Source organism: Mitsuaria sp. RG (assembly GCF_028369275.1).
In the GTDB taxonomy this organism is placed as follows: domain Bacteria; phylum Pseudomonadota; class Gammaproteobacteria; order Pseudomonadales; family Pseudomonadaceae; genus Aquipseudomonas; species Aquipseudomonas peradeniyensis.
The window spans coordinates 48,287-69,318 of record NZ_JAQMYQ010000007.1 but is presented as its reverse complement, the minus strand read 5'-3'; the positions used below and the strand labels follow the sequence as shown (position 1 = coordinate 69,318).

Here is a 21,032-nt window from a genome sequence, read left to right as displayed (position 1 = left end):
GGCACCCCCTTCTCAATCAGGATTTCAAGAAGCCGTTGGCGGCCAGGAAGCTTTCGGTGATGCCACTGCCGTTGCTCGGCTCGGCGGCCTTGTCGCCCAGCAGCAGACGCTCCAGGTAACGGGCCAGCAGGTCGACCTCAAGGTTCACCCGACGCCCTGCGCGGTAGTCGGCCATGATGGTTTCGGACAGGGTGTGCGGGACGATGGTCAGCTCGAACTCGGCGCCATCGACTTCGTTGACCGTCAGGCTGGTGCCGTCGACGGTGATCGAGCCCTTGTGGGCGATGTACTTGGCCAGCTCCTTGGGCGCGCGCACGCGGAACTGGATGGCGCGGGCGCTATCGGCGCGCGAGACGATCTCGCCGACGCCGTCGACGTGGCCACTGACCAGGTGGCCGCCCAGGCGGGTGGTGGGGGTCAGGGCCTTTTCCAGGTTGACCCGGCTGCCGCTCTTGAGATCGACCATGGCAGTGCGCTTGAGGGTCTCGACGCTGACGTCGGCCCAGAAGCCGTCGCCGGGCAGCTCGACGGCGGTCAGGCACACGCCGTTGACCGCGATGCTGTCGCCAAGCTTGACGTCGCCCAGGTCGAGCTTGCCGGTCTCTACGTAGACGCGCACGTCACCGCCCTTGGGGGTGAGGCTGCGGATGGTGCCGATGGATTCGATGATGCCGGTGAACATGGTGTTCTCCTAGATACGGGCTGCGCGAGGCAAGCCTGGCATTATACGCCGGGGGGCGGCAGGGGGATGGCAGTGACTCGCCAGTCATCGCCGACCGCGCGCATTTCGGTGATCTTCAGCCGCGGCGCCTCGCTCATTTTCGACAGCGGCCAGTCCAGCAACGGGCGCGCTTCGGAGCCGAGGAAGGTGCCGGCGACGAACAGCTGGTACTCGTCGACCAGGCCCTGGCGGGCGAAAGCGCCGACCAGGCCGGCGCCGGCCTCCAGCAGGATTTCGTTGACCCCGCGCCCAGCCAGGGTGCGCAGCAGTGCCGGCAGGTCGACACGCCCCTCGCTGCCGGGCAGGTTGATCAGTTCATGGCCGGCGGCCGCATAGCGTGGGTCTTCACCGGCGGCGGTCACCACCAGTGCCGGGCCGGCCTGGAAGAACGGCGCGTCCAGCGGCAGACGCAGGCGCCCGTCGATCAGCACGCGCAACGGCGGGCGCGACAGGGCCAGGGCGGTGAGCGCGTCATCCAGGCCCAGCTCCTCGCCACGCACGGTCATGCGGGCGTTGTCGAACAGCACGCTCTCGGCGCTGGTCAGCACCACGCTGGAGCAGGCGCGCAAGCGCTGCACCGCGGCACGCGCCGCAGGGCCGGTGATCCATTGGCTTTCGCCGCTGGCCATTGCGGTGCGGCCGTCCAGGCTCATGGCCAGCTTGGCGCGCACGAACGGCAGGCCCTGCTCCATGCGCTTGAGAAAGCCCGGGTTGAGCGCGCGAGCCTCGGCCTCGAGCACACCGCTGGCGACTTCGATGCTGGCCTCGCGCAGCCGCTGCAGGCCATTGCCGGCCACTTGCGGATTGGGGTCCTGCATGGCCGCCACCACCCGCGCCACCCCGGCCTTGACCAGCGCCTCGGCGCACGGCGGCGTGCGGCCATGGTGGCTGCAGGGCTCGAGGGTGACATAGGCGCAGGCGCCGCGGGCGCGCTCACCGGCCTGGCGCAGGGCATGGACCTCGGCGTGCGGCTCGCCGGCGCGCGCATGCCAGCCTTCGCCGACCACCTCGCCGTCACGCACGATCACGCAACCCACGCGGGGGTTGGGGTGGGTGCTGTACAGGCCCTTGCGGGCCAGTTCCACGGCCCGGGCCATGTAGTGGGCGTCGAGAATGGCTTGGCTGGACATGCTTACTCTTTAGCCGGCTCGCGGGCCAGGCGGTCGATTTCTTCGCGGAATTCGTCGAGGTCCTGGAAACGCCGGTAGACCGAGGCGAAACGGATGTAGGCCACTTCGTCGAGCTTGCGCAGCTCGGCCATCACCATCTCGCCGACCACCAGTGACTTCACTTCGCGCTCGCCAGTGGCGCGCAGGCGGCTCTTGATATGCGCCAGCGCCGCTTCCAGACGCTCGACGCTGACCGGGCGCTTCTCCAGCGCGCGCTGCATGCCGGCGCGCAGCTTGTCTTCGTCGAAGGGCTGGCGCGTGCCGTCCTGCTTGATCAGCCGGGGCAGGACCAGCTCGGCGGTTTCGAAGGTGGTGAAGCGCTCGCCGCAGGCGACGCATTCGCGCCGACGACGCACCTGTTCGCCCTCGGCGACCAGACGCGAGTCGATGACCTTGGTGTCGTTGGCACCGCAAAACGGACAGTGCATGGTGGCAGGCAACAAAAAAAGGGAGGGCCATGGTAGCGCATTGCACTGGCAAGACAAGCCAAAGGGTTTACCATCCATGCAAATCTGCCCGTGAAGGACTACCCCATGCACCCTCGAGCGCTCGTCGTGCTGTGTTGCGCCGCCCTGCTCGCCGCCTGCGGCAGCGACCGCCCCAAGCCGGAACAGGCCCCTGCCCCTGTGCCGGCCAAGGTGGCCAAGAAAACCGAACCCCTGGGCCCGCTGCCGGCCTACCAGCGCGAGCTGAGCGGCACCCTGCTGGAAATCCCGGCGGGCGCCGACGTGGAGCTGGCCCTGCTGGTGATCGACGAGCGCGGCCGACCACAGCAACTGCTGGCCAGCAGCACCCTGAGCGGCACTGGCCAGGCCCTGCCCTACCGCCTGCGCTTCAACCCCGAAGCCTTCCCCGCCGGAGCCCGCGTCGAACTGCGCGGTCGCGCCAGCCGCTCCGGCCAGCTGATCCTGCACCTGCCGCCGGTACGCATCGCCCAGGCCCAGACCCAGGCCACCGGCCCGCTGCGTTTCGAAAAGGCACCCTAGATGGCCCCGGCAATCCTGCAACAGGCCCTGAGCGGCCTGATCGGCGAAGCGCGGCTGATCGTCAGCGAACTGCCCGGGTGCGACCTGAAACTCTGGTTGATCGACGACCAGAACATGGACCGCGAATTCACCCGCGAGGAAACCCGGCGTATTCTCGAGGAGCCGCCCTACTGGAGCTTCTGCTGGGCCAGCGGCCTGGCCATGGCGCGCTACCTGGCCGAGCGCCCGCAGTGGGTGCGCGGCAAGCGCGTGCTGGATTTCGGCGCCGGCTCCGGCATTGCCGGGATCGCCGCCGCCCGGGCCGGCGCCCTGGAGGTGGTGGCCTGCGACCTCGATCCGCTGGCCCTGGACGCCTGCCGTGCCAACGCCGCGCTGAACGGTGTGACGCTGAGCTACAGCAGCGACTTCTTCGCCGAAGCCGACCGCTTCGACCTGATCCTGGTCGCCGATGTGCTCTACGACCGCGCCAACCTGCCGCTGCTGGACGAGTTCCTCAGCCGTGGCCGCCAGGCGCTGGTCGCCGATTCGCGGGTGCGCGACTTCAGCCACCCGCTGTACCGCCCGCTCGGCGTGCTCGAGGCGCTGACCCTGCCGGATCTGGCCGAGCCGCACGAATTCCGCCGGGTCAGCCTGTACCATGCCAGCCGCGAGCCCTTATAGTGGGGGTATTCACGGATTTGCGAGAGTTGCGATGAGCCAAGCTCCTGATAACAAAGATGTGCCGTACATCTTCGATGCCACCGATGCCACCTTCCAGCAACTGGTCATCGAGAACTCCTTCCACAAGCCGGTGCTGGTCGACTTCTGGGCCGAGTGGTGCGCGCCGTGCAAGGCGCTGATGCCGTTGCTGGCAAAGATCACCGAGGGTTATCAGGGCGAACTGCTGCTGGCCAAGATCAACTGTGACGTCGAGCAGCAGGTCGTCGCCCAGTTCGGCATCCGCAGCCTGCCGACCGTGGTGCTGTTCAAGGACGGCCAGCCGGTCGACGGTTTCGCCGGCGCCCAGCCCGAGTCGGCCATCCGCGCCATGCTCGAACCCCATGTGCAGATGCCCGCGCCGCCCGCCGCCGCGCCGCTGGAGCAGGCCAAGACGCTGTTCGCCGAAAGCCGCTTCAGCGAAGCCGAGGCCCTGCTGCAGGTACTGCTGGGTGAAGACAACAGCAATGCCGAGGCACTGATCCTCTACGCCCGCTGCCTGGCCGAGCGCGGCGAGCTGGGCGAGGCCCAGGTGGTGCTCGACGCGGTCAAGACCGACGAGCACAAGGCCGCCCTGGCCGGCGCCAAGGCCCAGCTGACCTTCCTGCGCCAGGCCGCCAGCCTGCCGGAAGCCGCCGAGCTGAAGAGTCGCCTGGCGCAGAATCCGCAGGACGACGAAGCAGCCTATCAGCTGTGCATCCAGCAGTTGGCGCGCCAGCAGTACGAGGCGGCGATGGACGGGCTGCTGAAGCTGTTCCAGCGCAACCGCGCCTACGAGAACGGCTTGCCGCAGAAGGCGCTGTTGCAGGTGTTCGAATTGCTGGGCAACGCTCACCCGCTGGTCAGTGTGTATCGCCGCAAGCTGTCCGCTGCGCTGTTCTGAGTTTGTTGGGGCTGCTTTGCAGCCCTTTCGCGGCACCAGGCCGCTCCTACAGACGAGCGCGCGCCCCTGTAGGAGCGGCCTTGTGCCGCGAAAGGGTCGCAAAGCGACCCCTCATCCTACCCAGCGATACACCGGCGCATCCACGCCGCTTTCCACCTTCACCTCACTGCTGTGGCGCAAGCGCACCAGCAGGCGCTTGCCCGCCGCCACGCTCCCGGCCAGCCCCTCCAGGCGCTCCAGCAGCTCCGGCCCACCCATCTGGCCCGCCTGGCGCAGCACTTCTCGCGCGGCCGCCCACTGCCCGTCATCCTGCCGAGGTGCCGGGCTGGTGGTGACCGGTACTGCCTCGACAGAGGCCGGCACCTCCAGTCGACGCCCCAACTGTGCCCACTCCTCCGGCGCCAGCTCAACGGTCAGGTCCACCGGCCAGTCACCGATCTGTCCACGAATTCTCACGATAGGTTCCTTGCTTTCAGGCTCGATGCCGTCATGCTCCCACGAACATGAAACCTGTGCCAGACAGGCTGGCGGGGCAAAGAACAATTGTTATAACATCACAAATCATCCCAAGCCGCCTGTGGAGCCGTCCATGCGTCGTCTGTTGCTCGCCCTGCCCTTCGCCCTGCTGCCCCTGGCCGTGGCCCATGCCCACGACGACCATGATCATGACCACGCCCATGGCACCCTAGGCACCCACGAGCATGGCGTGGCCAAGCTCAACGCGGTGCTCGACGGCAACACCCTCGAACTGGAACTGGACAGCCCGGCGATGAACCTGGTCGGTTTCGAGCACGTGGCCAGCAGCGATGCCGACAAGGCCAAGGTCGCCGCCGCCCGCCAGCAGCTCGAACAGCCCCTGAAACTGTTCGGCGTTGCCCAGGCCGCCGACTGCAAGGAAGACGCCCAGGAGCTGGAAAGCCCGCTGTTCGGTGACGCCGCCCAGGCCGACGAGGATGGCGACAGCCATGAGCACGGTCACGCGCACGCCGACGTCAACGCCCACTATCAGCTGACCTGCGCCACCCCGGGCAAACTCACCCAGATCGACCTCGGCCCGCTGTTCAAGACCTTCCCGCAGACCCAGAAAATCAACGTGCAACTGATCGGCCCCAACGGCCAGAAAGGCGTCGAGGCCACCCCCGCCAAGGCCGTGGTCGCGTTCTGAATGAACCAGCCGCTGATCGAACTGCATGATCTGGTGTTCGCCTGGCCCGGCCAGGCGCCGCTGCTGGAAATCCCTGCATTTCGCCTGGAGCCCGGCGAGGCGCTGTTCCTCAAGGGCCCCAGCGGCAGCGGCAAGACCACCCTGCTCGGCCTGCTGGGTGGCGTCAACCGCCCCGGGCAAGGCAGCATCCGTCTGCTTGGCCAAGACCTCGCAACCCTGGGCCAGGGCGCGCGCGACCGTTTCCGGGTCGATCACACCGGCTACATCTTTCAGCAGTTCAACCTGCTGCCGTTCCTGTCGGTGCGGGAGAATGTCGAGCTGCCCTGCCGCTTCTCGAAAAGCCGCGCGGCCCGCGCCGCCCAGCGCCATGGCAGCATCGACCAGGCCGCTGCCCAACTGCTCACCCATCTGGGCCTGGACGACCCGGCCCTGCTCGCCCGCCGCGCCGACAGCCTGTCGATCGGCCAGCAGCAGCGGGTCGCCGCGGCACGGGCGCTGATCGGCCAGCCCGAATTGGTGATCGCCGACGAGCCCACCTCGGCCCTCGACGCCGACACCCGCGAGGCCTTCATCCGCCTGCTGTTCGACGAATGCCGCGACGCCGGCGCCAGCCTGCTGTTCGTCAGCCATGACCAGAGCCTGGCGCCGCTGTTCGACCGGCACCTGTCCCTGGCCGAGCTCAACCGCGCCGCCAAGCCCCGGGAGGCCTGATGTACCTGCTTCGCCTTGCCTTGGCCAGCCTGGCCAACCGCCGCTTCACCGCCCTGCTCACCGCGTTCGCCATCGCCTTGTCGGTGTGCCTGCTGCTGGCCGTCGAGCGGGTGCGCACCGAGGCCCGCGCCAGCTTCGCCAGCACCATCAGCGGCACCGACCTGATCGTCGGCGCCCGCTCGGGGTCGGTGAACCTGCTGCTGTATTCGGTGTTCCGCATCGGCAACGCCACCAACAACATCCGCTGGGACAGCTACCAGCACTACGCCAGCGACCCGCGGGTGAAATGGGCGATCCCTATCTCCCTGGGCGACTCGCACCGTGGCTACCGGGTGATGGGCACCAGCGCCGACTACTTCAGCCATTACCAATTCGGCCGCCGCCAGCACCTGGCACTCGACCAGGGCCGGGCGTTCGCCGACGATCCGTTCGAGGTGGTGCTTGGCGCCGAAGTGGCCGAGGCATTGCACTACAAGCTCGGCGACAAGCTGGTGCTGGCGCATGGTGTAGCCGCCATCAGCCTGGTCAAGCACGACGACAAGCCGTTCACCGTGGTCGGCGTGCTCGAGCGCACCGGCACCCCGGTTGACCGCACCCTGCACATCAGCCTGGCCGGCATGGAGGCGATCCACATCGACTGGCACAACGGCGTGCCGGCCCGTGGCGCCGGGCGCATCAGTGCCGAGCAGGCCCGCACCATGGACCTGCAGCCTGCGGCCATCACCGCCTTCATGCTCGGACTGAACAGCAAGATCGCCACCTTCAGCCTGCAGCGCGAGATCAACGAGTACCGTGCCGAACCGCTGCTGGCGATCCTGCCTGGCGTGGCCCTGCAGGAGCTGTGGAGCCTGATGGGCACGGCGGAGCAGGCCTTGTTCGTGGTGTCGCTGTTCGTCGTGCTCACCGGCCTGATCGGCATGCTCACGGCCATTCTCACCAGCCTCAACGAACGCCGCCGGGAGATGGCCATCCTGCGTTCGGTGGGTGCCCGTCCCTGGCACATCGCCGGGCTACTGGTGCTCGAGGCACTGGCCCTGGCGCTGGCGGGCATCGCCGCCGGGCTGGGGTTGCTGTATGCGGGCATCGCCCTGGCTCAAGGCTATGTACAGGCCAACTATGGGCTATACCTGCCACTGGCCTGGCCGAGCGCCCACGAGTGGACGTTGCTGGCCATCATCCTAGGCGCGGCGCTGCTGATGGGCAGCGTGCCGGCCTGGCGCGCCTATCGGCAGTCGTTGGCCGATGGTTTGTCGATTCATCTTTAAGAGACAGACATGACTCTAGACTTCACCGCCCTCTTCGCGGGTAAACCCGCTCCCACAGGGATCGCCTCACCTCCTGTGGGAGCGGGTTTACCCGCGAAGAAGGCAACACCGATCATTCAGTACTTGCTGCTCACGATCATGCTGATGACTTCGCTGCCCCTGTGGGCCGCCGACCCGCGCGAACTGGACTGGCCCGCCCTGATCCCCGAGGGCGCGCCGGTCATCCCGCCACAACTGACGCCCCTGCACGACCTGTCGCAGATCAGCGACGCGCTGTCCGCCGAGGCGGCCCCCGCCGCCCGCCAGCAGGCTCCCAACGCACCGGTGGTGAAAACCCTGGACGGCCAGCAGGTGAAGATCCCCGGCTACATCGTGCCGCTGGAAGTCAGCGACGAAGGCCGCACCACCGAGTTCCTCCTGGTGCCCTACTACGGCGCCTGCATCCATGTGCCGCCACCGCCGTCGAACCAGATCGTGCATATCGTCAGCGAGATGGGCGTGCGCATCGAAGACCTGTACCAGCCCTACTGGATCGAGGGGACGATGCAGGTCAAGGCCAGCAGCAGCGAGCTGGCGGATGCCGGTTACCAGATGGAAGCAGAGAAAATCTACGCGTATGAGCTCAAGTGAGCACTGCGTCACCCCGATAGCACGGCTTCTTTGAGCTGGGTCAAACTTTCTGTTTAGTCAGCTTCGTACCATTGGACTACTCGATTACTCACGTCCTCTGGGAGCTTCCATGAACAAGTCCTTGCTCGGTGCCTCGCTCGTCGCGTTGGCGCTTGCAGCCCCTGTCGCCCACGCCCACCAGGCGGGGGATTTCATCCTCCGCGCCGGCGCCATCACCACCGCGCCCAACGAGAACAGCGGCGACATCAAGCTCGACGGCGCCAAGGTCTCGGGCACCAAGGCGACCCTGGACAGCGACACCCAGCTGGGCCTGGCCTTCGCCTACATGCTCACCGACCACATTGGTCTCGAGCTGCTGGCCGCCACCCCGTTCCAGCACAAAGTCGGCGTCAAGGGCCTCGGCCCTGGCCTGGACGGCAAGCTGGCCGACATCAAGCAACTGCCGCCGACCCTGTCGCTGCAGTACTACCCGATGGCGCCGTCCTCGAAGTTCCAGCCGTACGCCGGCGTGGGCATCAACTACACGATGTTCTTCGATGAAGACCTGACCAGCGACCGCAAGGCCCAGGGCTTCAGCAACATGAAGCTGAAGGACTCGGTCGGCATCGCCGGCCAGCTGGGCATGGACTACATGCTCACCGACAACCTGCTGCTCAACGCCGCGGTCTGGTACGTCGACATCGACACCAAGGCCAGCATCGACGGCCCGAGCGCCTTGGGCGTGGGCAAGACCAAGGTCGACGTCGATGTCGATCCGTGGGTCTACATGGTCGGTATCGGCTACAAGTTCTGATCCGCAGGCGCGCCTGCTCCGACTGGAGCGGGCGCGCCGCGCATCGTCTCGATGCTCCAGAGATACCCCCAATAGCCCCAGGCTAGCGCGCTTATCCCCGCCCCCAAGCCGCACACCGCCACCCAGCCCCACTGCCCGTACACCCAGGTCGCCACGACCGCTCCCACCCCGCTGCCGAGCGAATAACAGCACATGTAGGCGCCGACCAGCCGGCTGGCCATCTCGCCGCGCCCCGCCAGCAGCACACTCTGGTTGGTCACGTGCACCGCCTGCACAGCCAGGTCCAGCATCAGTATCCCGATCACCAATGCCAGCAATGACTGCTCGAGGTAGGCGATGGGTAGCCACGACAGCGTCAGCAGGCCCAGTGCCCAGCCGCTCACCCGCCGCGCATGCCCCTGATCGGCCAGGCGTCCGGCACGTGCTGCCGCCAGCGCTCCCGCCACACCGGCCAGGCCGAACAACCCGACCTGCGTATGGTCCAGCGCCAGTGGCGCGGCGCTCAAGGGTAGCACCATCGCGCTCCACAGCACGCTGAACGCCGCGAACACCAGCACCGCGAACAGGCCGCGCTGGCGCAGCAGGCGGTCATGTCGATACAGCCGCAGCACCGATGCCAGTAACGCCCCATAGCGCTGCCCTGGCCCCTGCGGCCTGGCGGCAGGCAAGCGCCAGGCGAGCAGCCCCGCCATTGCCAGCGCCAGTCCCGCCGCCACCGCATAGACACCCTGCCAGCCGAACAGGTCAGCCACTGCGCCCGATATCAGACGCGCCGAGAGGATGCCCAGCACCACGCCGCTGGTCACCGTGCCCACCGCCTGCCCTTGTTCGGCGGGCGAGGCCAATGTGGCGGCATGCGCCACCATCACCTGCACCACCACCGCGGCTAGGCCGACCAGGGCCATTGCGGCCAGCAGCACGGCCCAGTCCACGGTAAAGGCTACGGCCAGCAAGGCGCCGGACGAGACCAGCAACTGGCCGAGGATCAGCCGCTTGCGATCGACCAGGTCCCCGAGTGGCACGATCAGCACCAGCCCCAAGGCATAGCCGGCCTGGGTCATCCCCACTACCAGGCCGGAGCGGGCGCTGCTCACCCCAAGGCTCGCCGCCATCGACTCCAGCAGCGGCTGGGCGAGATACACCGTGGCCACGGCCAGGGCGCAGGCAGCGGCCAACAACAACGTCAATCCACGGGTGAGCGTCGACATCGAAGACTCCCTTTCAATTCTGGTTTCAATTTAAAACCATCTGACTGGATTTCTAGCAAATGTGGTTTTATTCTGCAACCAGACAGACACTCAAGGATCGCGCCATGCTCGACGAGAACAACCAGCAATGCCCCGTGGCCCGCGCCTTGGAGGTGCTCGGCGACCGCTGGGCGCTGATGATCCTGCGCGATGCCTTCGATGGCCTGCGCCGTTTCAGCGAGTTCCAGAAAAACCTGGGGCTGGCGAAGAACATCCTCGCTTCGCGCTTGAAGCTGCTGGTGGAGGCGGAACTGCTGGTGCAGCAGCCGGCTTCGGATGGCAGCGCCTACAAGGAATATGTGCTGACCGAACGGGGGCGCTCGGTGTTTCCGATCGTGATCGGCTTGCGCCAGTGGGGGGAGCGCTACCTGTTCACAGCGGGGGAGTCACGCTCGCAGCTGGTCGATGATCGTGGCCAAGGGCTGGAGACGCTGCAGGTACGGGCCCGGGATGGGCGGGAGGTGGCGCCGGAGGATTGCCGGCGGCAGGTGGTCCGGCATTCGTGATGCCTGCTCCACCTGCCATGCACGATCCCTGTAGGAGCGGCCTTGTGCCGCGAAAGGGCGCGTAGCGGCCTCGGGATCCCAGCATCATTCGATATCGCTGGGGGCTGCTTTGCAGCCCTTTCGCGGCACAAGGCCGCTCCTACATGCAATAGAGATTCAGGCCTTGCCGAGCAACCGCGCCAGCCCCTCGACGAACGGCGTCGGCTCAGGGAACGCGAAACGCGCCAGCAAGCGCGCATTGTCCGCCCGCGAATGGCGGATATCGCCCGAGCGGGCCTGAGCGTAGCTGACCGCCGGCAAACCGCCCACCACCTGCTCCAGCGCCCTGAGCAGCTGGTTCAGCGAAGTCGCCTGGTTCAGGCCGATATTCACCGCGCCCTCCTCCACCACCGGCTGTTCAAGCGCCTGCACCATCACCTGAACCAGATCGCCGACGAACAGGAAGTCGCGGGTCTGCTCGCCATCACCGAACACGGTGATCGGCGCACCCCGGGTGGCGCGCTCGCAGAAGATGCTGATCACCCCCGAATACGGCGAGGAAGGATCCTGGCGCGGCCCGAAGATATTGAAGAAGCGGAACACCACCGGCTCCAGCCCATGCTGGCGGCGGTAGAAGTCCAGGTACTGCTCGCTGGCCAGCTTGTCCACCGCATAGGGGGTCAACGGTGCCTTGGGCGTGTCCTCGGCAATCGACTGGCCCTCGCCATTGTTGCCGTACACCGCCGCACTGGAGGCGAACAATACGCGACGGATGCCATTCAGGCGCATCGCCTCGCAGACGTTGAGCGTGCCGATGAAATTGCTCTGGTGGGTCTTCACCGGGTTTTCCACCGAGGCCTGCACCGAGGCCACCGCAGCCAGGTGCACCACTGCCTGGCAACCATTGGCGGCACGGGCCACCAGGGCGGCGTCGGCGACATCGCCTTCGAGCAGCTCCAGGCGCGGATGGCCGAGCTGCAGGTTGCTGCGCTTGCCGGTCGACAGGTCGTCGAGGATACGCACCGCGTAGCCTTTCTCCAGCAACGCATCGCACAGGTGGGAGCCAATAAAGCCGGCACCGCCGGTGATCAGGATGGGGGCGTCAGCCATGTCGGTAGAATCGGTCCAGTAGGGGCGGCAAGCCGGCGCGCCAGGCGCGGGGCTTGATGCCGAAGGTGTGAAGGATCTTCTTGCAGGCCAGCACCGCGTGCTGCGGCTCCTCGCTGGCATCCGGGCGGGCGGCGTGGGCCTGGGCGGTCGGCGCCTGCACGGCCAGCTTGCGCCACTGGGTGGCCTCGGTGAGGATCGCCTGGCCCAGCACCAGCGGCGTGGTGGCCTCGTTGCCAGCATAGTGGTAGGTGCCCCACAGCGGCGCCTGGCAATCGAGCTGCTTGAGCACCGAGAGGATCACCCGCGCGGCATCATCCACCGGCGTCGGGTTGCCGCGCCGGTCATCGGCCAGCAGCAGTTCCTGGGGCTGTTCGGCGCGGGTCAGGAAGCGCCCGAGCGCGCCGTCGATGCTTTCGTCAAGCAGCCAACCGAAGCGCAGCAGCACATGCTGTGGACAGGTGGCGCGCACGCTCTGCTCGATGCGCCAGAGCGCCTGGCCGCGCAGGCCGAGCGGCACCGGCTCGTCCTTCTCGCTGTAGGCAGTGGCGCGCGAGCCGTCAAACACACGGTAGCTGGACGGTTGCACAAGGATCATCTCGTGGTGCTGGCACAGCTCGGCGAGTCGCTCCACCGCCCGCTCCTGCTGGGCCAGGCGTTGCTCGCTGACGGACTCGGCCTGGAACCAGTCGAAATAATAGGCCAGGTTGACCACGGCGTGCGGACGTTGCTCGTCGAGCAGCAGGGTCAGGCTGGCCGGATCCCAGCCGTTTTCCGGCGGGCGAGGCGCCAGGAAGGCGATGTCTTCCTCGGCCCCGAGACGAATCAGCGCTTGCCCGAGGGCATTGCCACCACCCAACAGCATCAGGCGCATACGCATAGAGTCAACAGGTCCGGTCTGGTCGATGGAGGAAAGGGTTCATTTTGCTGTTTCCGGCAGAGGAAGTCCAACCCAGGCAAGGCCTGGCGCGCGCCGCATACCGATTGGCACCGGTCGGGGCGGTATTCCGCCTTTGCCGACAGCTACTTATACTGCGCCAGGCCTGTTCAAGGAGATCAACATGGATGCCGAACTGAACTCTGCACAACGCGCCAGCTGGCAATTCGACGAGCCCGCGCCCGGCCCGGAGCGGTTCATCGACGAAAATTTTGCCGACTATCGCCAGCAGGCGCGCCTGCTGCTGCCAGACGCCGAACGTGCCCCCACGGTCTTCGTGGTCGGCGGCGCACGCTCCGACTTCACCCGCCTCAACCCGTTGCTCTACCGTCTCCAGCAGCAGGGCATCGGCTCGCTGACCGGCAACCTCTCCGGCCATAGCCTGGCCAGCGAGCCCGGGGCGAAGGACGCCTCGCTGGCCAGCAACCTGCAGGAGGCCCTACGCTTTCACCGGCATCTGGACGCGCGCAGCGACACCCTGGTCGGCCATAGCCTGGGCGCCGCCATCGCCCTGAAGCTGGCCGCCCTGCGCCCCAGCGTGCGCAAGCTGGTGCTGATCTGCCCGGCGGTCTACCCCGACGCGGCCCATGCCGCGCCCTTCGGGCCGGCCTTCAGCGAGGCCATCCGCAAGCCTTTTGCCTTCCTCGACTGCGACAGCTATGCCTTTCTGCGCCAGTTCCAGGGCCGAGTGCTGCTGGTGATCGGCGAGTACGACGGGCTCAACTCCAGGGTCCACGGCCAGGGGCCCGGCACCTCGGCCGGTACCCGGCGGCTGGCGGGCGTCGAGCGCTACAGCCCGATTCCCGAGGAGGTCACCCACGCCTTGCTGCGCTCGGTGCCGGCGCCCCATGTGGAATGCCTGATGCTCACCGACTGCGACCACGGCATCGCCGCGCACCTGCGCGACCGGCCCGAGGTGGCGGACCAGGTGGCCGATGCGGTGGCGGCGTTCATTCTCGACTAGTCCTGCCCGCTTTTCATGGATCTGCACATGAATTACTGATTTAGCAGGGACCTGTGGGAGCGGCTTTAGCCGCGAACACCGGCGAAGCCGGTGCCATACACCGCGTCGCTTGCTTCGCGGCTAAAGCCGCTCCCACAGGATGCGCGCTGGCCGCGCAATCATGGCTCCCTGTGCGACATGGCTATTCGATCTCGAACAACCCGTTGCTGACCATCCCCGCGCTCAACCGGTCGCGGATGTCGTCGTCGATGCGCGGATCGTCCGGGCGGTACAGCTTGATCTGCCGGAAGGCGTTGATGCGGTTGATCTCCTCGCCCAGGTATTCCCACACCACCCGGGTGCACGCCGGATTGCGCCGGTCACCGCTGGAGACCCCGGTCTTGAGGCCGTTCAGGCGGCTGATGCGGCTCTTGAAGCTGGGAATGAGGACGGTCTGGCTCATCTCGTTGAGGGTGAGCGACTCGTAGTCGATCAGGAACATCCGGTCCTGCAGCTGGAACGCCGCGCCGAGGTAGCGACAACGCACCTCGGCGTGCTGGTCCAGGCCGCTGCTGCGCTCCTGGCGTTCCTGGCGCTCGAACAAAAAGCTGCCGCGCTCCTCCCACAGGTGCACCAGCGACACCAGGATCGAGCCCGGCACCGACATGCAGTTGGAGTATTCGAAGTAATAGCCGCAATAGCGCGACAGGTTGCCGGCTTCTTTATGCAGCGGCTTGAACAGTTCGCTGATCGGGTCGTCCTGGAAGCCGACCCGCTGATCCTGGTTGCGTGCGCCGATCAAGCGGGCGAACTGCTCGGGCGGCAGACCCAGCTCGTAATCCTCGACGCCGAAGAAGTCGCCGATGCGCTTGAGGTTGTAGGCCGTCGGGCGGCTCTGGCCGCTCAGGTACTTGTTGAACTGCGCGCGATTGATCGACAGCTGCCGGCAAACCTCGGAGATAGAGCGGTAGTGACTGCAGGCCAATTTGAGGTTGATAGCGAAGTGATCGCCCATGATGCGCGGGTCCGGATGATGCGAGTGACGCCATTCTAGCATCAAGTCGCACCAAAATGGAGCAACCCGCGAAATTGTAACCACAGTTGTCATAGCCAACCATGCGCCCCCAATGAAAAGCGGTGCGCCTGCCGCCCGCTGGTCTTTCCACGCGAAGAATAAGAATCGAGGTCATTTCCCAATGCTCGAAGCACTCAACGATTTCCTTTCGGGGAAGCTTCTCATCGTGCTGATTGTCGGTCTCGGCAGTTACTTCACGATCCGCTCGCGGTTCGTCCAGTTCCGCCATTTCGGCCATATGTTCGGTGTCTTCAAGGAATCCCTTCGCGGCCAGGCAGGCCAACTGAGCTCGTTCCAGGCCCTGATGCTGAGCCTGGCCGGCCGTGTCGGCGCCGGTAACATCGCTGGTGTCGGTATCGCCGTGACCCTCGGCGGTCCGGGCGCCGTGTTCTGGATGTGGGTCACCGCGCTGGTGGGCATGTCCAGCAGCTTCTTCGAGTGCACCCTGGCCCAGGTCTACAAGCGCGCCGATGGCGACGGCCTGTACCGCGGCGGCCCGGCGTACTACATCCAGCACGGCCTGAAGCTGAAAAGCATGGCGATCGTGTTCTCGATCCTGCTGCTGGTCACCTACGGCTTCGCCTTCATCGGCCTGCAGTCGTACACCGTGACCCACTCGCTGCAGAACGCCTTTGCCTTCGATCCGAAGCACACCGGTATCGTCCTGGCAGCCCTGCTGGCCCTGACCTTCATCGGCGGCATCAAGCGCATCGCCGCGGTGTCCGATCTGCTGGTACCGGTCAAGACCCTGGCCTACATCGGCGTGACCCTGTACGTGATCGGCACCCAGATCGAACACGTCCCGGCCATGCTGGAAACCATCTTCAAGAGCGCCTTCGGCCTCGACCCTGCGTTCGCTGGCCTGCTGGGCAGCGCCATCGTCATGGGCGTGAAGCGTGGCGTGTTCGCCAACGAAGCAGGCCTGGGCAGCGCGCCGAACGTCGCCGCCGTGGCCGCCGTGAAACACCCTGGCGCCCAGGGCGTGGTCCAGGCCTTCAGCGTGTTCCTCGACACCTTCGTGATCTGCACCTGCACCGCGCTGCTGATCCTGCTGTCGGGCTTCTACACCCCGGGCTTCGAAGGTGACGGCATCGTCCTGACCCAGAACTCGCTGGCCGCCGTGGTCGGTGACTGGGGCCGCGTGTTCGTCAGCGTCGCGCTGTCGCTGTTCGTCTTCACCTGCATTCTCTACAACTACTACCTGGGCGAGAACAGCCTGCAGTTCCTCAGCCGCAACCGCGCCGTGCTGATGACCTTCCGCGGCCTGGTGCTGGCGCTGGTGGTGTGGGGTTCGACGCAGGACCTGTCGACCGTGTTCGCCTTCGCCGACATCACCATGACCTGCCTGGCGTTCGTCAACCTGATCGCCCTGGCCATGCTGTTCAAGGTCGGCCTGCGCGTCATGCGCGACTACGACGCACAGCGCAAGGCCGGTATCAAGCAGCCGGTGTTCGACTCCAGCAAGTTCACCGACCTGGACCTGGACCGTGCCGCCTGGCCGGCCAATCCGCAGGCTGAAACAGCCACTGACAAAGCCGCCGTTCAGGCGCACGCTCAGCGCTGATATTCTCCCCTGCCCCAGCCGCCCCGTCCGTGGGCGGCTGCCCTTTCTTTCGCTACATCGCTACGGAAAATTCCCATGCGTGCAGTCAAGAATCTTCTCGTCCTCTATACCGGTGGCACCATCGGCATGTTGCAGACCGCCGAAGGCCTCGCGCCGGCCGGTGGCTTTGAAACGCGCATGCGCGAACATTTCGCCGCCTGCGGCGATGCGCCGAAGGTGCACTGGTCGCTGCGTGAGCTGAACCCGCTGATCGACAGCGCCAACATGCAACAGGCCAACTGGCTGGCGATGCGCGACGCCATCGTCGAGGCGGTCGAGCGTGACGGCCACGATGGCGTGCTGGTGCTGCATGGCACCGATACTTTGGCCTACAGCGCCGCGGCCCTGTCGTTCCTGCTGCTGGGTTTGCCGGCGCCGGTGCTGTTGACCGGTTCCATGCTGCCGGCCGGCGCGCCGGACAGCGATGCCTGGGCCAACCTTGTCGGAGCCCTGAACCTGTTCGAAAACGGCCTGGAGGACGGCGTGCAGCTGTACTTCCACGGTCAGTTGCTGCACGGCTGCCGCGCTTCGAAGCTGCGCAGCGAGGCGTTCGACGCCTTCACCGTGCTGCCCCGCCACCGTGACGGCGAGCGCGCTCCAGAACTGCCGGCCCGCCTGGACTATCGCCAGCCGCGCCAGACGGTCAAGCTGGCGGTCATGCCGGTGTTCCCGGGCCTGGCTGCCGAGCACCTGCGTGGTTTGTTCGACAGCGGTATCCAGGGGCTGGTGCTGGAGTGCTATGGCAGTGGTACCGGGCCGTCCGACGACCAGGCGCTGCTCGATGTCCTGCATGACGCCCGTCAGGGCGGGGTGATGATTGTCGCCATCAGCCAGTGTCCGGAAGGTTCGGTGGTGTTCGACACCTATGCCGCTGGCAGCCGGCTGCGTGACACCGGACTTGTCAGTGGCGGTGGCATGACCCGCGAGGCCGCGCTGGGCAAGCTGTTTGCGTTGCTGGGCGCGGGGCTGGATGTGCAGGCGGCGGAGCACTGGTTCGCGCTGGACCTGTGCGGCGAGCGCGCCTGACCTGTAGATCTTCCGTTCGCCATCGCGGGGCAAGCCCGCTCCCACAAGCCTGCCCAGGGCATCGTGGGAGCGGGCTTGCCCCGCGATCGTTTCAGCATCTGGAAAAGTGGCGGAAGGCAGCGGGAGTCGAACCTGCCCGGGAACGGCTGCCGTCCCCAACCGGGTTTGAAGCCCGGCCGCGCCACCGGGCGCGATTGCCTTCCTTGAAATCAGGGCCCGCGTTGCAACTGGGCCAGGGCGCTGTCGACGCGGATATGCCGCTGGTCGCCGACCCGCCGGGTCAGGCCAACGCGGTCGAAGTACTCGAGTATCTGCACACTGCGCTTGCGACCGATGCCCAACATATCGCGAAACGCCGCAACCTGCACTATCGGCGATGCCTCGGCCTGCTGCAACAACAGCTCTGCCATGCGCCTTAGCGTCACCTCCGGGTAGAACAGGTCACGCACCACCTGGTGCAACAGGCCCAGGCGGGCGAGCTTGCGCAGCAGCAGGCGCACCTCGGCCTCCTCGCAGCGCTCCTCGGCAGCCAGCGTACGCACCCAGGGCGGATCGAACTCACCCGCCAGCAAGCGCGGCAGCAAGCGCTCCCACAGTGCAGTATCGGCTTCGCTCAACTGAACCTTGTGCCCAGGCAGATGCAGCCACGGACCACTGCTGCTGATCCCCCCTTCGCCCAGCAGCTCATCCAGCAGGCTGACAAACGCCGGACGCTCCAGCGGCATCGCGGTAAAGCGGCGCAGGCGGTCGCGGTCCGGGCCAAGCTGGTCGGGCTCCTGTTCATGGAACTGCGCCAGCCGCGCCAGCACCTGCTGCTTGAGTGAATGCCACTGCTGGCGTGAGAACAGCAACTGGCCCTGGCGGGTGGCGATAACCTGCACATCCTCCGGCAACTGCCAGGTCTCGCGCAGACGGTTGAACTGGCGCTCGAGGCGCTGCGGATCGAGCCCGCCGGGTGCAGTTTCGAGCAACGCCGGCAGGGCCTGCTCCAGTTCAGTGACATCACGCAGTACCTGCAGCTGGCGCAGGCGTACCTCGCTGCGTCGCTGTCGGCTCGGCGCAAAGGGATCGAGCACGCGGCCACCGCCGAGGGTGCGCTGGGCGCGCTGGTCGCGCAGCACCAGCCGATCGCCATGCACCGCCTGCAACGGCGCGTTGAGCAGCAACTGGGCGAACATGCGCTGGCCGGCGCCGAGCCGTTCACCCTCCAACAACGCAACACGGGCCGTGACATCCTGGGTCCCCAGGTGCACATGCACCGCGCTGAAATGCTCGAACGTCCGGGTCTCGCCCGGCAGCAAGGTGAAATCGATATCGACCCGCACGCTCGGTGCATGCAGCCACTGCGGCACCAGCCAGTCGCCCCGGTGCACCTGCTCTGCCGCCAGCCGTTCAGCGCTGATGTTCAACGCGACCCGCTGCCCGGCCTCGGCCACCAGCGCCGCCTGGTTCTGCGCATGCAGGCCACGCACCCGCACCGGCTTGCCGGCCTTGCCCAGCAACAGCGTGTCACCGGCGCTGACCTGCCCGGCCAGGGCCGTCCCGGTGACCACCACGCCCGCCCCGGACACCGCGAAGGCGCGGTCCACGGCCAGGCGGAATCCGCCCCGCACACTGCGTCGACGCACCTGGGCCTCGGCGGCCAGCAACGCTTCGCGCAAGGCGTCGATACCCTCGCCACTCAGGCTCGACACCGGGAACTGCGGTACCCCGGCGTATGGCCCGGGCGCCAGCAGCGTGATGACTTGCGCCTGGACTTCGGCCAAGCGTTGCGGCTCGACCCGGTCGCACTTGCTGATGACTACCAGCGCCTGGGGAATGCCCAGCAACTCGATGATCGACAAGTGCTCGCGGGTCTGCGGCATCACCCCGTCGTCGGCGGCGACCACCAGCAGCACCAGATCAATGCCATGGGCGCCGGCGAGCATGTTGTGGATAAAACGCTCATGGCCGGGCACATCGATGAAACCCGTCAGCGGAGCACCTTCGGCCAGCGCGGCATAGCGGTAGCCGAGGTCGATGGTCATGCCCCGGGCGCGCTCCTCCTGGCGCGTGTCGCCGGCCTGGCCGGTCAGGGCCTGGAGCAGCGCGGTCTTGCCGTGGTCGATGTGGCCGGCGGTACCGACGATCACTGCACTGGCCCCAGTTGCAACCTCGGCAGCTGCGCCAGCCACTGGGCCTCGTCGTCCAGCTGGCGCAGGTCGAGCCACAGGGCATCGTCGTCGATGCGGCCCAGTACCGGCACCGGCAGGTCACGCAGCGCCCGCTCCAGTACATGCAGGCTGCGCCCACGCAGTTTCTTCGACACCTGCGGACGCAGGCACAAGGCCGCGCTGGGCAGGCGCGCCACAGGTTGGCTGCCGCTGCCGATCATGCCCAGGGCTGGTTCGACGCTGACTGCCCATTGCGCCCCCAGCCGCGCGGCCAGTTCAGGCGCCAGGCGCTCGGCCTGGGCGGCAATTTCGGGCTGGGGCCGGGTGAGCAGGCGCAGGCTCGGCAGGCGCTCGGCCAGGCGGTCCGGATTGCGGTACAGCGCCAGCACCGCTTCGAGCGCCGCGAGGGTGATCTTGTCCACCCGCAGGGCACGCTTGAGCGGGTTCTTCTTGATCTTCGCGATCAGCTCCTTGCGCCCGACGATGATCCCCGCCTGCGGCCCGCCGAGCAGCTTGTCGCCACTGAAAGTGACGATGTCGGCCCCATCGGTCAGGGCCTGACGCACGGTCGGCTCGGCCGGCAGGCCCCAGCGGGTCAGGTCGAGCAGGCTGCCGCTGCCCAGGTCTTCGAGCAGCGGCAGCTCATGTGCATGGGCAATGCGCGCCAGTTCCGCAGTGGGCACCTGGGTAGTGAAACCCTGGATGCTGTAGTTGCTGCAGTGCACACGCATCAGCAGCCCCGTGCGCGGGTTGATCGCGCCTTCGTAGTCGCGGGCGTGGGTGCGGTTGGTGGTGCCGATCTCATGCAGCTTCACGCCGGCGCGGGCCATGATGTCGGGGATGCGGAAGGCGCCGCCGATCTCGATCAGTTCGCCACGGGAGATGATGCCTTCCTTGCGTGCGCCCAGGCTGTTGAGCGCCAGCAGCACGGCGGCGGCGTTGTTGTTGACCACCGTGACGGCCTCGGCGCCGGTCAGTTCACGGAGCAGGCCTTCGATCAGGTCGTCGCGGTCGCCGCGCTTGCCGGTGTTGAGGTCGAACTCCAGGTTCAGCGGGTAGCGGGCGGCGGTCTGCATGGCGTCGACCGCTTCCTCGGGCAGCAAGGCCCGGCCGAGGTTGGTGTGCAGCACCGTGCCGGTGAGGTTGAACACCCGACGTACCTGGCTGCGTTGCTGGATGGCCAGGCGTTCGCCGGCTCGGCCCAGGAGAACTTCGGCGGTCAGTTCGGCGGCACTCAGTTGGCCGAGGCGAGCAGGCTCGCGCAGGTCGTCGAGCAATTGGCGCAGGGCGGCCAGCGTGGCGTCACGACCGTGGCGGTCGATCAGTGGGGCGCAGGCTGGGTGGCGCAGCAGGGTGTCGATGGAGGGCAGGCGTGGGGTGTCGCTGGCGAGGGTTGAAGACATTCGGTACTACCTTTGACTGATCCGTTGTCTGTTC

The 21,032-nt window shown here is 66.9% G+C and carries 22 protein-coding genes and 1 tRNA gene; 12 read left to right on the top strand and 11 right to left on the bottom strand.

Translation table 11 applies throughout. The features are described from left to right. Nucleotides 1–16 precede the first annotated feature (16 nt). Genes POF53_RS06260 through nrdR form a run of 3 tightly spaced genes read right to left on the bottom strand, consistent with a single transcriptional unit; the run spans nucleotide 17 to nucleotide 2,318 of the window. Nucleotides 17–682, bottom strand: coding sequence for a riboflavin synthase (locus POF53_RS06260; protein WP_498966857.1), 666 nt, complete (start codon nucleotides 680–682; stop codon nucleotides 17–19). Nucleotides 683–723: 41 nt separating this feature from the next. Beyond that, nucleotides 724–1,851, bottom strand: coding sequence for a bifunctional diaminohydroxyphosphoribosylaminopyrimidine deaminase/5-amino-6-(5-phosphoribosylamino)uracil reductase RibD (gene ribD / locus POF53_RS06255; RefSeq protein ID WP_498966855.1), 1,128 nt, complete (start codon nucleotides 1,849–1,851; stop codon nucleotides 724–726). A 2-nt stretch (nucleotides 1,852–1,853) separates the two neighbouring features. After that, the gene (gene nrdR, locus POF53_RS06250) at nucleotides 1,854–2,318 is read right to left on the bottom strand and encodes a transcriptional regulator NrdR (RefSeq protein ID WP_009685710.1); all 465 of its coding nucleotides are present in this window, start codon (nucleotides 2,316–2,318) and stop codon (nucleotides 1,854–1,856) included. Between the two features lie 105 nt (nucleotides 2,319–2,423). Here nrdR and POF53_RS06245 point away from each other — a divergent pair, with 105 nt between their 5' ends. From POF53_RS06245 to trxA, 3 genes are read left to right on the top strand one after another with little or no spacing between them, the layout of a single operon-like run. Continuing rightward, entirely contained in the window at nucleotides 2,424–2,876 is a 453-nt protein-coding gene (locus POF53_RS06245; RefSeq protein WP_028690274.1) for a YbaY family lipoprotein, read from the top strand. After that, nucleotides 2,877–3,536 carry a class I SAM-dependent methyltransferase gene (locus POF53_RS06240; RefSeq protein WP_062575341.1) on the top strand — a complete coding sequence of 220 codons (660 nt, stop codon included), beginning with the start codon at nucleotides 2,877–2,879 and terminating at the stop codon, nucleotides 3,534–3,536. A 31-nt stretch (nucleotides 3,537–3,567) separates the two neighbouring features. Beyond that, a complete protein-coding gene (gene trxA, locus POF53_RS06235) occupies nucleotides 3,568–4,455 on the top strand; it encodes a thioredoxin (RefSeq protein ID WP_232856661.1) in 888 nt (295 codons plus the stop codon). Nucleotides 4,456–4,566: 111 nt separating this feature from the next. Here trxA and POF53_RS06230 read toward each other — a convergent pair whose 3' ends face one another. Then, nucleotides 4,567–4,911, bottom strand: coding sequence for a hypothetical protein (locus POF53_RS06230; RefSeq protein WP_498966852.1), 345 nt, complete (start codon nucleotides 4,909–4,911; stop codon nucleotides 4,567–4,569). Nucleotides 4,912–5,044: 133 nt separating this feature from the next. Here POF53_RS06230 and POF53_RS06225 point away from each other — a divergent pair, with 133 nt between their 5' ends. The 5 genes from POF53_RS06225 (at nucleotide 5,045) to POF53_RS06205 (ending at nucleotide 9,019) form a co-directional block, all read left to right on the top strand. Next, complete coding sequence (locus POF53_RS06225) at nucleotides 5,045–5,620, top strand: DUF2796 domain-containing protein (protein WP_498966850.1); 576 nt, start codon at nucleotides 5,045–5,047, stop codon at nucleotides 5,618–5,620. Beyond that, nucleotides 5,621–6,331 (top strand): ABC transporter ATP-binding protein, encoded by a 711-nt coding sequence (locus tag POF53_RS06220; protein ID WP_498966848.1) that lies wholly within the window; start codon nucleotides 5,621–5,623, stop codon nucleotides 6,329–6,331. Further along, on the top strand, nucleotides 6,331–7,596 hold the full coding sequence (locus tag POF53_RS06215) for an ABC transporter permease (RefSeq protein ID WP_498966846.1): 1,266 nt from the start codon (nucleotides 6,331–6,333) through the stop codon (nucleotides 7,594–7,596). Before POF53_RS06220 ends, POF53_RS06215 begins: the two co-directional genes overlap by 1 nt. Before the next feature lie 144 nt (nucleotides 7,597–7,740). After that, nucleotides 7,741–8,226, top strand: coding sequence for a DUF3299 domain-containing protein (locus POF53_RS06210; protein WP_498966844.1), 486 nt, complete (start codon nucleotides 7,741–7,743; stop codon nucleotides 8,224–8,226). Nucleotides 8,227–8,335: 109 nt separating this feature from the next. Further along, nucleotides 8,336–9,019 carry an OmpW/AlkL family protein gene (locus POF53_RS06205; protein ID WP_028690266.1) on the top strand — a complete coding sequence of 228 codons (684 nt, stop codon included), beginning with the start codon at nucleotides 8,336–8,338 and terminating at the stop codon, nucleotides 9,017–9,019. On the opposite strand, the gene POF53_RS06200 is transcribed toward POF53_RS06205, so the two are convergent. Continuing rightward, entirely contained in the window at nucleotides 9,007–10,227 is a 1,221-nt protein-coding gene (locus tag POF53_RS06200) for an MFS transporter (RefSeq protein ID WP_203650047.1), read from the bottom strand. The genes POF53_RS06205 and POF53_RS06200 overlap by 13 nt on opposite strands. A gap of 104 nt (nucleotides 10,228–10,331) precedes the next feature. Here POF53_RS06200 and POF53_RS06195 point away from each other — a divergent pair, with 104 nt between their 5' ends. After that, complete coding sequence (locus POF53_RS06195; RefSeq protein WP_498966841.1) at nucleotides 10,332–10,772, top strand: winged helix-turn-helix transcriptional regulator; 441 nt, start codon at nucleotides 10,332–10,334, stop codon at nucleotides 10,770–10,772. A 156-nt stretch (nucleotides 10,773–10,928) separates the two neighbouring features. On the opposite strand, the gene POF53_RS06190 is transcribed toward POF53_RS06195, so the two are convergent. Both POF53_RS06190 and POF53_RS06185 read right to left on the bottom strand, forming a co-directional pair. Next, entirely contained in the window at nucleotides 10,929–11,861 is a 933-nt protein-coding gene (locus tag POF53_RS06190; RefSeq protein ID WP_498966839.1) for an NAD-dependent epimerase/dehydratase family protein, read from the bottom strand. After that, on the bottom strand, nucleotides 11,854–12,738 hold the full coding sequence (locus POF53_RS06185; RefSeq protein WP_028690262.1) for a sugar nucleotide-binding protein: 885 nt from the start codon (nucleotides 12,736–12,738) through the stop codon (nucleotides 11,854–11,856). The genes POF53_RS06190 and POF53_RS06185 overlap by 8 nt, the downstream gene beginning before the upstream one ends. 181 nt (nucleotides 12,739–12,919) lie before the next feature. On the opposite strand from POF53_RS06185, the gene POF53_RS06180 reads away from it, so the two are divergent. Continuing rightward, nucleotides 12,920–13,759 (top strand): alpha/beta fold hydrolase, encoded by an 840-nt coding sequence (locus tag POF53_RS06180; protein WP_498966836.1) that lies wholly within the window; start codon nucleotides 12,920–12,922, stop codon nucleotides 13,757–13,759. A 181-nt stretch (nucleotides 13,760–13,940) separates the two neighbouring features. On the opposite strand, the gene POF53_RS06175 is transcribed toward POF53_RS06180, so the two are convergent. Continuing rightward, nucleotides 13,941–14,795: a helix-turn-helix domain-containing protein gene (locus POF53_RS06175; protein WP_498966834.1), complete on the bottom strand. Its 855-nt coding sequence runs from the start codon at nucleotides 14,793–14,795 to the stop codon at nucleotides 13,941–13,943. Nucleotides 14,796–14,934: 139 nt separating this feature from the next. Between POF53_RS06175 and POF53_RS06170 the strand changes: the two genes are divergently transcribed. Both POF53_RS06170 and POF53_RS06165 read left to right on the top strand, forming a co-directional pair. Next, a complete protein-coding gene (locus POF53_RS06170; protein ID WP_050703570.1) occupies nucleotides 14,935–16,377 on the top strand; it encodes an alanine/glycine:cation symporter family protein in 1,443 nt (480 codons plus the stop codon). A gap of 75 nt (nucleotides 16,378–16,452) precedes the next feature. Further along, nucleotides 16,453–17,442 (top strand): asparaginase, encoded by a 990-nt coding sequence (locus POF53_RS06165; protein ID WP_203650039.1) that lies wholly within the window; start codon nucleotides 16,453–16,455, stop codon nucleotides 17,440–17,442. Between the two features lie 107 nt (nucleotides 17,443–17,549). Here POF53_RS06165 and POF53_RS06160 read toward each other — a convergent pair. From POF53_RS06160 to selA, 3 genes are all read right to left on the bottom strand, one after another. Beyond that, nucleotides 17,550–17,645, bottom strand: a tRNA-Sec gene (locus POF53_RS06160). A gap of 6 nt (nucleotides 17,646–17,651) precedes the next feature. After that, nucleotides 17,652–19,616 (bottom strand): selenocysteine-specific translation elongation factor, encoded by a 1,965-nt coding sequence (gene selB, locus POF53_RS06155; RefSeq protein ID WP_498966832.1) that lies wholly within the window; start codon nucleotides 19,614–19,616, stop codon nucleotides 17,652–17,654. Next, a complete protein-coding gene (gene selA / locus POF53_RS06150) occupies nucleotides 19,571–20,998 on the bottom strand; it encodes an L-seryl-tRNA(Sec) selenium transferase (protein ID WP_232857399.1) in 1,428 nt (475 codons plus the stop codon). The genes selB and selA overlap by 46 nt, the downstream gene beginning before the upstream one ends. Between the last annotated feature and the right edge of the window lie 34 nt (nucleotides 20,999–21,032).

Bases quoted from the DNA above. Each gene is read 5' to 3' on its own strand.
- trxA (WP_232856661.1), top strand. From the start codon at position 3,568: ATGAGCCAAGCTCCTGATAACAAAGATGTGCCGTACATCTTCGATGCC.
- POF53_RS06205 (WP_028690266.1), top strand. From the start codon at position 8,336: ATGAACAAGTCCTTGCTCGGTGCCTCGCTCGTCGCGTTGGCGCTTGCA.
- POF53_RS06260 (WP_498966857.1), bottom strand. From the start codon at position 682: ATGTTCACCGGCATCATCGAATCCATCGGCACCATCCGCAGCCTCACC.
- nrdR (WP_009685710.1), bottom strand. From the start codon at position 2,318: ATGCACTGTCCGTTTTGCGGTGCCAACGACACCAAGGTCATCGACTCG.
- POF53_RS06245 (WP_028690274.1), top strand. From the start codon at position 2,424: ATGCACCCTCGAGCGCTCGTCGTGCTGTGTTGCGCCGCCCTGCTCGCC.
- POF53_RS06185 (WP_028690262.1), bottom strand. From the start codon at position 12,738: ATGCGTATGCGCCTGATGCTGTTGGGTGGTGGCAATGCCCTCGGGCAA.
- POF53_RS06210 (WP_498966844.1), top strand. From the start codon at position 7,741: ATGACTTCGCTGCCCCTGTGGGCCGCCGACCCGCGCGAACTGGACTGG.
- POF53_RS06225 (WP_498966850.1), top strand. From the start codon at position 5,045: ATGCGTCGTCTGTTGCTCGCCCTGCCCTTCGCCCTGCTGCCCCTGGCC.
- POF53_RS06175 (WP_498966834.1), bottom strand. From the start codon at position 14,795: ATGCTAGAATGGCGTCACTCGCATCATCCGGACCCGCGCATCATGGGC.
- POF53_RS06190 (WP_498966839.1), bottom strand. From the start codon at position 11,861: ATGGCTGACGCCCCCATCCTGATCACCGGCGGTGCCGGCTTTATTGGC.
- POF53_RS06165 (WP_203650039.1), top strand. From the start codon at position 16,453: ATGCGTGCAGTCAAGAATCTTCTCGTCCTCTATACCGGTGGCACCATC.
- POF53_RS06195 (WP_498966841.1), top strand. From the start codon at position 10,332: ATGCTCGACGAGAACAACCAGCAATGCCCCGTGGCCCGCGCCTTGGAG.
- POF53_RS06240 (WP_062575341.1), top strand. From the start codon at position 2,877: ATGGCCCCGGCAATCCTGCAACAGGCCCTGAGCGGCCTGATCGGCGAA.
- ribD (WP_498966855.1), bottom strand. From the start codon at position 1,851: ATGTCCAGCCAAGCCATTCTCGACGCCCACTACATGGCCCGGGCCGTG.
- selA (WP_232857399.1), bottom strand. From the start codon at position 20,998: ATGTCTTCAACCCTCGCCAGCGACACCCCACGCCTGCCCTCCATCGAC.
- POF53_RS06180 (WP_498966836.1), top strand. From the start codon at position 12,920: ATGGATGCCGAACTGAACTCTGCACAACGCGCCAGCTGGCAATTCGAC.
- POF53_RS06220 (WP_498966848.1), top strand. From the start codon at position 5,621: ATGAACCAGCCGCTGATCGAACTGCATGATCTGGTGTTCGCCTGGCCC.
- POF53_RS06170 (WP_050703570.1), top strand. From the start codon at position 14,935: ATGCTCGAAGCACTCAACGATTTCCTTTCGGGGAAGCTTCTCATCGTG.
- POF53_RS06200 (WP_203650047.1), bottom strand. From the start codon at position 10,227: ATGTCGACGCTCACCCGTGGATTGACGTTGTTGTTGGCCGCTGCCTGC.
- POF53_RS06215 (WP_498966846.1), top strand. From the start codon at position 6,331: ATGTACCTGCTTCGCCTTGCCTTGGCCAGCCTGGCCAACCGCCGCTTC.